Origin of the sequence: Porcipelethomonas ammoniilytica (assembly GCF_025567485.1) — a bacterium.
Classification (GTDB): domain Bacteria; phylum Bacillota; class Clostridia; order Oscillospirales; family Ruminococcaceae; genus Porcipelethomonas; species Porcipelethomonas ammoniilytica.
In genome coordinates, this window is sequence record NZ_JAOQKH010000003.1 from 95,929 (window position 1) to 108,379 (window position 12,451).

Annotated in this window: 12 protein-coding genes and 1 other annotated feature (1 of these 13 cut by a window edge); of the genes, 7 read left to right on the forward strand and 5 right to left on the reverse strand. The window is 37.0% G+C overall.

Annotated features, from left to right (window positions below; genetic code table 11):
• Window positions 1-253: a binding site (T-box leader), on the forward strand; it begins 13 nt to the left of the window's first position.
• 65 nt (window positions 254-318) lie between these two features.
• Genes trpE through OCV67_RS03625 form a run of 7 tightly spaced genes read left to right on the forward strand, consistent with a single transcriptional unit; the run spans window position 319 to window position 7,061 of the window.
• A complete protein-coding gene (trpE, locus tag OCV67_RS03595; RefSeq protein WP_147642493.1) occupies window positions 319-1,788 on the forward strand; it encodes an anthranilate synthase component I in 1,470 nt (489 codons plus the stop codon).
• On the forward strand, window positions 1,785-3,419 hold the full coding sequence (locus OCV67_RS03600) for a bifunctional anthranilate synthase component II/anthranilate phosphoribosyltransferase (protein WP_147642494.1): 1,635 nt from the start codon (window positions 1,785-1,787) through the stop codon (window positions 3,417-3,419). Before trpE ends, OCV67_RS03600 begins: the two co-directional genes overlap by 4 nt.
• An 11-nt stretch (window positions 3,420-3,430) precedes the next feature.
• Window positions 3,431-4,210, forward strand: coding sequence for an indole-3-glycerol phosphate synthase TrpC (gene trpC, locus OCV67_RS03605; protein ID WP_147642495.1), 780 nt, complete (start codon window positions 3,431-3,433; stop codon window positions 4,208-4,210).
• Window positions 4,207-4,830, forward strand: a complete 624-nt coding sequence (locus OCV67_RS03610; protein ID WP_147642496.1) for a phosphoribosylanthranilate isomerase — start codon at window positions 4,207-4,209, stop codon at window positions 4,828-4,830. The genes trpC and OCV67_RS03610 overlap by 4 nt, the downstream gene beginning before the upstream one ends.
• Before the next feature lie 49 nt (window positions 4,831-4,879).
• The gene (trpB, locus tag OCV67_RS03615; RefSeq protein ID WP_394802681.1) at window positions 4,880-6,016 is read left to right on the forward strand and encodes a tryptophan synthase subunit beta; all 1,137 of its coding nucleotides are present in this window, start codon (window positions 4,880-4,882) and stop codon (window positions 6,014-6,016) included.
• On the forward strand, window positions 6,003-6,791 hold the full coding sequence (gene trpA, locus OCV67_RS03620) for a tryptophan synthase subunit alpha (protein WP_147642498.1): 789 nt from the start codon (window positions 6,003-6,005) through the stop codon (window positions 6,789-6,791). Before trpB ends, trpA begins: the two co-directional genes overlap by 14 nt.
• Window positions 6,792-6,803: 12 nt before the next feature.
• Window positions 6,804-7,061, forward strand: a complete 258-nt coding sequence (locus OCV67_RS03625; protein ID WP_147642499.1) for a hypothetical protein — start codon at window positions 6,804-6,806, stop codon at window positions 7,059-7,061.
• Between the two features lie 39 nt (window positions 7,062-7,100).
• Here OCV67_RS03625 and OCV67_RS03630 read toward each other — a convergent pair whose 3' ends face one another.
• From OCV67_RS03630 to OCV67_RS03650, 5 genes are all read right to left on the reverse strand, one after another.
• Window positions 7,101-7,544 (reverse strand): GNAT family N-acetyltransferase, encoded by a 444-nt coding sequence (locus OCV67_RS03630; protein ID WP_147642500.1) that lies wholly within the window; start codon window positions 7,542-7,544, stop codon window positions 7,101-7,103.
• 70 nt (window positions 7,545-7,614) lie between these two features.
• Window positions 7,615-8,484, reverse strand: a complete 870-nt coding sequence (locus OCV67_RS03635; protein WP_147642501.1) for a carbohydrate ABC transporter permease — start codon at window positions 8,482-8,484, stop codon at window positions 7,615-7,617.
• Window positions 8,481-9,512 carry a carbohydrate ABC transporter permease gene (locus OCV67_RS03640; protein ID WP_147642502.1) on the reverse strand — a complete coding sequence of 344 codons (1,032 nt, stop codon included), beginning with the start codon at window positions 9,510-9,512 and terminating at the stop codon, window positions 8,481-8,483. The genes OCV67_RS03635 and OCV67_RS03640 overlap by 4 nt, the downstream gene beginning before the upstream one ends.
• A 98-nt stretch (window positions 9,513-9,610) precedes the next feature.
• Window positions 9,611-11,047, reverse strand: coding sequence for an ABC transporter substrate-binding protein (locus OCV67_RS03645; protein WP_147642503.1), 1,437 nt, complete (start codon window positions 11,045-11,047; stop codon window positions 9,611-9,613).
• A gap of 77 nt (window positions 11,048-11,124) precedes the next feature.
• Window positions 11,125-12,135 carry a LacI family DNA-binding transcriptional regulator gene (locus OCV67_RS03650; RefSeq protein WP_147642504.1) on the reverse strand — a complete coding sequence of 337 codons (1,011 nt, stop codon included), beginning with the start codon at window positions 12,133-12,135 and terminating at the stop codon, window positions 11,125-11,127.
• Between the last annotated feature and the right edge of the window lie 316 nt (window positions 12,136-12,451).

Genomic DNA, 12,451 nt, shown 5'->3' on the forward strand with positions numbered 1-12,451 from the left:
GCAAAGGTAAGTAATCTGCAAAACGATGTTTCAGAGAGCCGATGAATGGTGTGAATTCGGTACATACGCTGTTTGATGAATGGATTTGTGAGAAGCATAGTGAACAAAGCTTTTTAGCTTCAAGTATCTATCGCCGTTGTTCCCACGTTACAGGGATAGGATATTAAGGATTGATTCCGGCGTATCTGAAAAAGGAGAGTTTTTACTTTAACTCTCGAATTTGGGTGGCACCACGATGTCTATCGTCCCTTATGAGGATGATGGGCTTTTTTTATTGCCTTTTGCAAGTTTGCCTGAGCTAAAAAAGGAGAAATAATTATGATTTATCCGTCAATTGAAGAAGCAAAGAAAAAATACAGTGAATACAATGTATTTCCGGTTGTAAGGGAAATACTATCTGATTCATTTACACCTATTCATATTTTCAAAGCTCTGAAAAGGAACGAAGAAAACGCTTTTATACTTGAAAGTGTAAATAACGGCAATCAATGGGGACGTTATTCCTTTATTGGTATTAACCCGAAAATTGAAGTAAAAATCAACAAAGGTACAGCAATGCTTACTGAAAACGGAATAACAACCGAAGAAAAAATTTCAAATCCCGTTAGTTTTCTTCAAAATATTCTAAATAATTATAAAGCCCCTAAAATTAAAGGCATGCCGAACTTTACAGGCGGATTTGCTGGTTATTTCGGATACGATACAGTACGCTATACGGAAAAAAAGCTTGTTAATGTTCCGGAAGACGACACTCTGATGCCGGACTGTCATCTGTTCCTTTATGATGAAGTTGTAGCCTATGATCATCTTAACAGTAAAATAATAATTATAATAAATATTTATAATAATGATAATATCGAACAGCAGTACACAGATGCTGAAAAGAGAATGGATAAAATTACTGATAAAATAAATTCTTATTTTGAAAGACCAAGAAATATCGGCACTACCAAAAATATTACGGTAAACTCTAATGTAACAAAAGAAGAATTTATAAACAATGTAGAAACAGCAAAAAAACATATCGTTGCAGGAGATATTTTCCAGATAGTATTATCTCAGAGATTTGAAATTGACAATCCGCCAGATAGTTTCAATGTTTACCGTATGCTGAGAGCTACCAATCCTTCCCCTTATCTGTACTATTTCAAAAACAAGGACTACAATATTGCCGGCGCTTCTCCTGAAATGCTTGTAAACGTTACAGACGGCATTGTAAAAACTAAGCCTATTGCAGGCACAGTCCCACGAGGAAAAACAGAAGAAGAAGATCTGACTCTGGAAAAATCACTGATTTCCGATCCGAAGGAATGTGCAGAACACACAATGCTTGTGGATCTGGGACGTAATGATGTGGGTAAGGTTTCAGAATTTGGAAGCGTTGAAGTAACAAGCTTTATGAAAACCGAAAGATATTCAAAGGTTATGCACCTTGTTTCCGACGTAAAGGGAAAACTTAGATCCGATAAAAATGCTCTTGACGCATTAATGGCAGTACTTCCGGCAGGCACTCTTTCGGGAGCACCAAAGGTAAGAGCTATGGAAATCATTGATGAGCTTGAAAATAAAAGAAGAGGTCTTTACGGCGGTACGGTAGGATATATCGGCTTTGACGGTAATATTGATACATGTATTGCAATACGGACAGTTTTATTTAAAAATAAAAAAGCCTATATTCAGGCAGGCGCTGGAATCGTTTACGATTCTGTTCCCGAAAAAGAATTCTGTGAAACTCAGAACAAAGCCAAAGCAATGATCAATGCTATAGAGGAGGCAACCGCTTTATGATACTATTAATAGATAATTATGATTCATTCACATATAATCTTTATCAATATATCGGCGAATTACATCAGGACATACAAGTTGTAAGAAATGATGAGATTACACTTGACGAAATTGAAAAACTGTCACCCCAGGCATTAATAATTTCTCCAGGTCCTGGTTATCCGAAAGATGCAGGAATTTCAGTCGAAGCAATTAAGCACTTCAGCGGTAAATTACCGATTCTGGGAATTTGCCTGGGACATCAGTCAATATGCGAAGCTTTCGGAGGCACGATTATTCCTGCAAAAGAACTTATGCACGGTAAATCAAGTAATATAAAAATTGATACTTCATCGGCAATTTTCAAAGGACTTCCCGAAACCATCGTTTCTGCCAGATATCATTCATTGATTGCAGACAGCAGTAATATTCCGGATTGTCTTAAAGTGACCGGTACAGATTCAGCCGGTCAGATCATGGCTGTTGAACATAAAGAACATTCCACATACGGTTTACAGTTCCATCCCGAATCAGTACTTACCGGATACGGTAAAATCATAATTAAAAACTTCCTTTTACAAATAAAAGATATTAATTTAAATGAAAAAGAAGTTTCAGAAGAAGAACTACCCAAAACAGAATTAAAATCATTAATCTCAAAAGTGGTAGATCAAAAAAATCTGACACTTGAAGAATCAATGAAAGCAATGAATATAATCATGAGCGGAAGAGCAACTGACGCACAAATTTCTTCATTTCTTACCGCACTGCGAATCAAAGGTGAAACTATTGAAGAAATCACCGGTCTTGCTAAGGTAATGAGAGAAAAAGCAAATACCATTGAAGGCTGTAAAGACGCTATTGACATTGTAGGTACAGGCGGCGATCTGTCCAATACATTTAATATTTCAACCACATCTTCATTTGTAATAGCAGGCTGCGGTGCTAAGGTCGCTAAGCACGGTAACAGAAGCGTTTCAAGTAAAAGCGGTGCTGCCGACGTACTGGAAAATCTGGGCGTTAAAATCACATCTTCTCCGGAACAGGCGAAGGAAATGATAAATTCTATCGGTATATCATTCCTTTTTGCACAAAGCTATCACGGTTCTATGAGATTTGTTGGTCCTTCAAGACGAGAAACAGGAATACGAACAGTATTTAATATATTGGGCCCTCTTGCAAATCCTGCAAATACAAATTATATACTTCTGGGCGTCTATGACAAAGAACTTTTAAAGCCAATGGGTGAAGTACTCATAAATCTGGGAATTAAAAGAGCAATGCTGGTATACGGAAACGATAAGCTTGATGAAATATCAATTTCCGATAATACATCTGTATGCGAAATACAAGATAATGAAATGACATTTTACGAGCTAAATCCTGAAGACTACGGATTCAGCAAAGCATCCAAAGAAGATGTTGTAGGCGGTACTGCCGAAGAAAATGCGCAGATTACTCTTGGCATTTTAAACGGTAAAATAAGAGATGCCAAACGTGATATTGTACTTCTCAATGCTGGATGTGCTTTATATGTATGCGGTAAGGCTGAATCAATCAAAAACGGCATAGAACTTGCCGCCGCAAGTATTGACGGCGGTTGGGCTGCGGCAAAGCTTAATCAGCTTATTGAAAAATCAAACAGTTTTTAATGGTGATTCATATGATTTTAGACGATATAATTGAAAAAAGAAAAATTCAGTTGGAAAGAGAAAAATCGGCTGTACCATTTGCGGAAATCAAAAAAAAGGCGCTGAATATTGATACTCCGTGCCGTGATTTTTACAAAGCTTTAAATGGTGAAAAACTATCTGTAATTTCAGAAGTAAAAAAAGCGTCTCCTTCAAAATCTGTAATAAAAGAGGATTTCAAACCTGTTGAAATTGCAATTGCATATGAAAATGCAGGCGCTGACGCTATTTCATGTCTGACAGAAGAATTTTACTTTCAAGGAAGCAGTAAATATCTTCAGGAAATCAGAAAAGCAGTAGATTTACCGATACTTAGAAAGGATTTCATTTTTGACGAGTATCAGATTTTTGAGGCAAGAGCAATAGGCGCTGACGCCATACTTCTCATAGCCGCCGTTCTGGATACAGATACCATGAAACATTTTAAAGATATCGCAGAAGGACTTGGCATGAACTGTCTTTTTGAGGCTCACAGCGAAAAAGAACTTGAATCAATTTTAAAGTGTTCCCCTAAAATAGTGGGAATAAATAACAGAAATTTAAAAACCTTTGAAGTAAGTCTTGAAAATACAGTACGTTTAAGCAAAATGATCCCTGATAAATGCTTACTGGTTTCAGAAAGCGGAATTGCTGTCAACGATGATATGAAAAAGGTTAAATCAGCCGGAGCCGATGCCGTTTTAATCGGTGAAACACTTATGAGAAGCGGAAATATCAGCGATACTATGGCTTCATTGAGGAAAAATGTATGAAAATAAAATTATGCGGAATAAGACGACTAGAGGATATCCGATATGTAAATGAATTCAAACCCGATTATGTAGGTTTTATTCTGTCCCAAGGCTTCAGACGCTCTATAGGTCTGGGAACATTCTGTGAACTTAAAAGTTATCTTGATAAGAACATCAGAACTGTGGGGGTATTTGTAAACGAACCTTTGGAATACATTTTGAAATATTATGCCGAAGAACTTGACGTGATTCAGCTTCACGGCGATGAAAATGCCGAGTATTTACAAGAATTAAAAAAAATGGTAAAATGTAAAATATGGAAGGCTGTCAGAGTAAAAAATGCTGAGGACATTACAATTGCAGATAAGATGGGGGCAGATCTTCTGCTTCTTGACAGTTTTTCAGCAAATGAATACGGCGGAACAGGAAAAACCGCAGACTGGAGTATTATTAACAACGTTGATATAAAAACCCCTTTTTTCCTCGCAGGAGGTCTTAATAAGGATAATATCTGTGATGCCGTCAGAACAGTTAAACCGTACGGTATAGACATCTCCGGCGGAATCGAAACAGACGGTTTCAAAGACAAGGAAAAAATAGAAAATATTATGAAACTTATAAGGAGTGGGAACTTTGAATAAAAAAGGTAGATTCGGAATTTACGGCGGTCAATATGTCCCGGAAACAGTTATGCATGCCGTATGTGAACTTGAAGCAGCATATGAGCATTATAAAAATGACAAGGAATTCTGTGAAGAACTCAAGGCTCTTTACAGAGATTATGCCGGACGTCCCTCAATGCTTTACTATGCAGAAAAAATGACTAAGGATTTAAATGGTCCTAAAATTTATATCAAGCGTGAAGATCTGAACCATACTGGTTCACACAAAATAAACAACGTTTTAGGTCAGATCCTTCTTGCAAAGAAAATGGGCAAAAAGCGTATTATTGCGGAAACAGGTGCAGGTCAGCATGGTGTTGCAACTGCTACTGCCGCAGCTCTTTTCGGTATGGAATGTGAAGTATATATGGGTGAAGTTGATATGGAAAGACAGTCTCTCAACGTTTACCGTATGGAACTTCTGGGAGCAAAGGTCACTCCGGCAAAAAGTGGTACCGGCACTCTGAAAGATGCAATCAATGAAGCTATGAAAGACTGGGCTACAAATATAGAAACAACATATTACTTAATAGGTTCTGTTATGGGTCCTCACCCTTACCCTGAAATGGTACGTGATTTTCAGAAAATCATAAGTAAAGAAATAAAAGAACAGCTCTATGAAAAAGAAAACAAGTTACCGGACTGCGTTGTAGCCTGCGTAGGAGGCGGTTCTAATGCCATGGGGGCTTTCTACAATTTTATCGGAGATGATTCGGTAAGACTAATAGGTGCAGAAGCTGCCGGTAAAGGTATTGATACCAAATATCATGCCGCTACCTCTGCCAAGGGCAGTGACGGTATTTTCCATGGTATGAAATCAATTTTTCTTCAAAATGACGAGGGACAAATCGATGAAGTATATTCTATTTCTGCCGGGCTTGATTATCCGGGAATCGGTCCTGAACATGCTGATCTGTTTAAGAGAAAAAGAGCAGAATATATGCCTATAACTGATGAGGAAGCTGTATGTGCATTTGAATATCTTTCAAGAACAGAAGGTATCATTCCCGCTATTGAATCTGCACATGCAGTAGCTGCCGCAATGAAAATTGCTCCTTCAATGAATAAGGATCAAGTTATGGTTATAAATTTATCAGGACGAGGAGACAAAGACGTTTATCAGGTTGCAAGATACAGAGGGGTGAAATTAAATGAACAGGATTGATAAAAAACTTCAACAGTTAAAAGCAGAAAACAAAAAAGCTCTTATTACTTATGTTACATGCGGAGATGGCGGCTATGATACGACTGAATCTGCCGTTTTGAAAATGGCTGAAAACGGCGCTGATATTATTGAACTGGGCGTACCGTTTTCCGATCCGATCGCTGAAGGGCCGGTTATACAGGCTGCAAGCGAACGTGCATTAAAAAACGGTACTACGTTAAAAGGAATCTTTGAGATGGTTAAGCGTCTCAGAAGTAAAACAAATATTCCTTTGCTTCTTATGATGTATGTCAATTCAATTTTTCGTTTCGGTACTGAAAAATTCTTTACAATGTGTGAAGATACAGGCATTGACGGTGTTATAGTACCAGATCTTCCATTTGAAGAAAAAGAAGAAATTCAAGAATCAGCTGATAAGCACAGTATTATTAACATAAGTCTTATTACCCCCACATCAACTGACAGAATAAGTATGATTGCAAAAGAAGCCAAAGGATTCGTTTATTGTGTTTCGTCAACCGGTGTTACAGGTATGCGTTCGGGATTTACTACAGATTTTAACCAATTTATAGGTGAAATTAAAAAGCATACTGATACGCCATGTGCTATAGGATTTGGTATTTCAGGTCCGGAACAAGCAAAAAATCTCAAGCAATATTGTGATGGCGTAATTGTAGGAAGCGCTATTGTAAATATAATTGGAAAAAATGGCAAAGATTCTGCCGAAATGGTAGGTAAATTTACAAACAATTTAAGAACTGCGCTTGATGAGTAAGGATGTGTTATTATGGGAACAAGTGCGTCTGAAATATTTGATTTGAGAAACTTTTATTATTATAAGTGCGGAAATATTTTTAGCGGAAGTCTTAATAATTTCAATTACAAAATTATTCCCAAAGAGAATGAATTAACTGTTCTTATATGGCACGGTATGTTGTGCTCCGAACTAGCAAAAATTGAAATTGAAAAAAACTTTCCTCTTGATGAAGATGGATTTGCTAATATGATTCAATGGCTGGAATCCGAATATAAAAAACAAATATAAAAAAGACCGTTTATGTTGAAATTACATAAACGGTTATTCTTAATCATACAATATTTCCATCTGACGATAAGATAGATCCTTAAAGCCTTTTGATAAATATAATTTTTTCGCCCCAATGTTTGACTCAGTTATTTCAAGACGAAAACGTGAAATTTTATTTTTATATTTTTCAATAACAAAATCAATAAGTTCAGAACCGATTCCCTGAGATCTAAATTCAGGTTTTACATAAATTTCATCAAGCCAAACTACCATTCCGCCTGCTTCATTGGAATATGTCAATGCAAGAAGAATATAACCGACAGTTTTATTATTTTTTTCACATACATAAGCTTTTGCAAAATCTAAACCTTCCATTAAAAGATTAAATGTTTTTTCCATATTAGATACAGGAATAGAATGATCAACGCCATCTGTATTATAAAAATCCATGCACATTTTAATAAAATCAATTTTATCATCCGATTTTATTTCACGAATCAATTATATCACCTCATATATTTAAACAGCAAGTGAATATTCACTTGCTGTTTTGAATTATAATAATTAATTATTATTCTTTTACACCGCCAAGTGCAACGCCTTCAACAATGAAACGTGACAGTAAGAGATAGATAACTACAACTGGAATAATTGATAATGCAATACCTGCATAAATTACACCATAGTCAGCAATTTTATCATTTGACTTAAGCATATTAATCATCATAGGCATTGTTAACTGTTCAAACTTACGTGAAACAAGAATCATTGATGGCTGGTAGAAGTTGTTCCAGTTTTGAATGAAAGCAAAGATTGCCTGAACAGCAATAGCCGGCTTCATCATAGGAATAGCAATTGTAAGGAATGTCCTAAATTCTCCGCAACCGTCAATTCGCGCCGCTTCGACAATATCAAGCGGGAAAGAAGATTTCAAATACTGCCTCATAAAGAAAACAATAGCAGGAGCAGCAATTGTAGGAACAATCAAAGGAATAAACGAGTCCGAAAGTCCCAATTTAATCATAAACTGCAAGAAACCAACTGATGTAACCTGCATAGGAACCATCATAACTACAAGGATAAATGTATATGCCGGTCCTCTAAGTTTAAAATCATATACAACAAGACCATATGCTGTTAAAGCTGAGAAGAAAACACTAAGAACCGTACTGCCTACAGCAATAATAGCACTGTTCTTGAAACCGATAAACGGATCAAATTGAAACATTGGGTCATTAAGAAGCTTCTTAACATTTGCAGCAAGATTACTTCCCGGAATAAATGAAACAGAACTAATAATATCTACATGTTTACGTGTTGCATTAATTATCAATATGTAAATTGGAACAAGACAAATAAGAGTCAAAATAATGCAAATGACAAAATAAACCATAGATTTAGCACGGAGCTTAGCCGAATAATTTTCCTTTGGCTGACTCATATCTCCATACCCCCTAAACCTTTTTGTTTTGCCTTAAGAGCTTTCATATTAGCCTTACGTTCTTTCTTCCTAGCCGCTTCATCTTTATCACGATTAAAAAAGAAAGTAATAGATCCTAGCACAATTGTAATTACAAACAAAATAACAGATGCTGCTGCTGAGAATCCATAGTTTGGATTCGGCATTTTTTCACGAAAATGCTCATAAATAAATACCGCAACAGTTTTCGTATATTCATTTCTCTGCGTACCTTTAATATACATATAAGGAATATCAAACATCTGTAAGCCACCGATCATTGATGTGACCATTGTATATAACATTATAGGTCTAAGGAGCGGCAAAGTTATCTTTCTGAATACCTGACCACTGCTAGCGCCGTCAATATTTGCAGCTTCAAACAATGATGGATTCAATCCCATAATACCAGACATGAGCATGATCATAGTATTACCGAACCACATCCAGCACTGAATAAACATTATCATGCCTCTGGACTGCCAAACGCCTGTTACAAACTTAATTGGATTATCAATTAAACCTACACTAAGTAAAAGATTATTTATAGGACCATACTTAGATTCAGCAAAAAGTGAAAGATATAGAGCAGCAACAGATGCAGCAGTAATAATATTAGGCATGTACATTACTACTTTGAAGAAACCTTTTCCCGGAATTTTAAGCTTTGCGTCAGTAAACCAAACGGCAAGCAAAAGAGAAATAATAATCTGCGGGATAAAGTTACCAATCCAGACAATAAATGTATTACCTAATGTCTGAAAAAATGTTTCATGAATAGCCGATGCTGTACGTCCCATGTTACCAGTACCGAACAGCAAAGCTTCAAAGTTGCCCAAGCCAATAAATTCATCAATTTTCTTACCATTGCCCTTAAAGCTAAGAATAAAAGTATTGATTAATGGCCAAAGCTGGAAAAAACAATATACCAAAAAGAAGGGCAAAATAAAGAAATAACCGTATTTAGCATAGCTGATTGAACGAATATTTCTTTGTGCAGCAGATGCCATAAAGTACACCTCTCTCTAAGAAATCAGATTAATAATACATGTATACGGGATGGATTATACCACCCCGTAGGCATGTTAAAGAAAATAAAATAATTTAATTATTCAACTGTAATATCTGTAACAGATTCAGCTACTCTATCCTTAAAGTCTTCGATACAAGCAGCTGCATCAGCTGTTTCACCTGCACAGTAAGCATTTACTGCATCAATGAATGCCTGCTTAATTGAAGCATCATAAGGAGTGATAAGACCGTTCAGATTGATGTTCTTACCAGTTTCGTGAAGAACTGCGAACTGATCCTGACCACCGAGAAGTGGGTTGCTGTTAGAACCTTCGCTAACAATTTCTTCCATTACAGCCATGTTATTTACATAGTCAGGCTTGCCGAGAGCATACTTCTTCATAGATGTGTTATCAACTGTGAAGTAGTTGATGAAGTTAGCAGCCATATCTGCATTATCTGTCTTAGGTGATACGCAGATCCATGTACCGCCCCAGTAGTAAGGTGTAGGTCCCTGGCATACGTTCCACTTGCCGTATGTAGCACCGCCTTCACCGCCTGCAGCAGAAAGAAGGATTGATTCGCCGAAGCCCCATGTTGATACAAAGTAACCCATTGTATCGTCTGTCTGGCCTGCAGCCTTCCATTCGTCTGTCCACTGGTTAAGTTCTGTAACATAACCATTGTCTCTCATATTCTTAGCAAGATCAATAAATGTGTTGCAGAAATCGTCAACAGCAAGCTTATCATCTACAACCCATGGTGTAGATCTGTTAGCAGCGAATGCCTGCCAGATACCGCCGAGTGTTGTTGTCAGAGCTGTCTTATTGCCTGAAGCATCATATACTTCCTTAGCTGTAGCCTGGAATGCATCCCAGTCAGAAACCTTAGCCTGCATTTCTTCAGGTGTCTTAACGCCGAGGTATGATTCAGCCAGATCTGTTCTGTAGCACCAACCACCAGGAGCTGCCTGCCATGAAACGCCCTTGATTACACCGTTGGAATCCTTACCGATATCCATTGTATATGCATACTGACCAGCAAATGCGTCATCTGAGAAACCAAGATCGCTCATAGGAGCTGTTGCTGAATCGTCGTTAATGTACTTGAGAGCCCAGTCAGCTTCAACCATGAAGATATCAACGTCAGAACCGCCGAGGAAGTACTGGTCATACTGAGCAGAAGCTTCACCGCCGCCAACACCGAAGTTTACAAAGTTGATCTGATCATCTGTGTAACCTGTATCAGCTTTCCACATGTCGAGCATAACATTTACGTCATCAGGTGTCCAGCAAAGGATTGTCATCTTGTCACCGCCTGTTGGAAGTGAACCTGAATATGTAAATTCGCCCTGTTCAGCAGTTGAGCTTTCACCTTCAGAAGAAGATTCAGAATTTGATGATGATTCACTGCTGCTGCTTTCTTCTGAAGAAGATGATGATGAAGATGAGCTGCTATCACCACATCCTACAAATGCTGTTGCAGAGATTGCAAGAGTAGCAACCAGTGCTAATGTTCTTTTTAATTTGTTCATTGGTAGTTTTCCTCCTTAATAATTATATTATATTTTAAAAATAAAATATAATAAACTGTTTGTTTATATGAAAACCGTCAAATGTGCTTGACAGTATTTCCCTTGATTAAATGACCGCCGACTATAATATTATGCTGACTAAACGGAATTTCAATTTTTTTAATAATTTTAATCAGCAGATCTGCAGCTGTACGACCTATTTCATATGTATTCTGACAGAACGTTGTAAGACTCGGATTCATCAGCTGAGTCATTTGAATACCGTCATAACCAACAATTGAAATATCGTCTGGAATCGTCTTACCGACTTTTTTAACAGCATTCATTGCTCCTATTGCAGATAAATCGTCTGGAACAATTATACACGTAGGGGGATCAAGAAGATTCATCATTTCCCCAGTAAGTTTTTCAGTAATTTCAGAATCAAGATGTCTGCCCTGCTTCAGATAGTCAGGCTGAAGCTGAATTCCAAGTTCTTTTATTGTGTCCCGATATGAATTAAGTCTGGTTGTTGTAACCTGTGAGCTGTCACCGTAAATATACGCAATTTTTCTATGACCGCATTCATAAACATATCTTACTATAGCGCTTATACCTTCGGCATTATCTGATGATACGGAATAACCGTTTTCATTTCTGAAATCAATAGAAACCATGGGGATATCTCCATCCATCAGTTCTCGGACTTCATTACTGTAAAAATCAACGCATGCCGCAAGAATACCGTCAACACACCTATAAACGCAATGCTCGTAATACGACATAGAACTGCCGCCTATCTGACCGCATATAAACGTTATATCATAGCCTTTTTTCTCAGCCTCGACTCTGAAACCATCAAGAACAGCTGAAAAATAGCAATGCGTCAGACCGCTTTTAGCTTTGTCATTAAGTAAAACACCAATGTTGTATGTCTTGTTTGTTTTCAGTGCCCTGGCCTGAGCATTCGGAAGATAGCCGAGCCTTTTGGCAGTTTCGCAAACAAGCTGCTTCGTAGCAACACCGACATCACTATGATTATTCAAAGCTTTACTTACTGTCGCTATTGATACTCCGCATTCTTCTGCAATGGTCTTTATTGATACCATTATGACATCGCCTTTCCGTTCAAGTGGTATAAAAATTCTTGAACACTATGAAAACTGAAAAATAATCGAACGCTTTCGTATCAATAATATACAATATTGACAACGAAAAGTCAATGCCTAACATCAATCCTTAATATTTTTTTAGCGATTTAAACAAATTAAATATTTTATTTTTGTGCATTTTAACGTATAAAATACAAGTTATAGAATATAGTTACAAAACGGTTAAAGTATATTTTTTGTTCAATATTAAAAAAATATATCTTTTTTTGGTGTATTTCCACATTTATTCTTTTAAAAACATACCATTCATTTA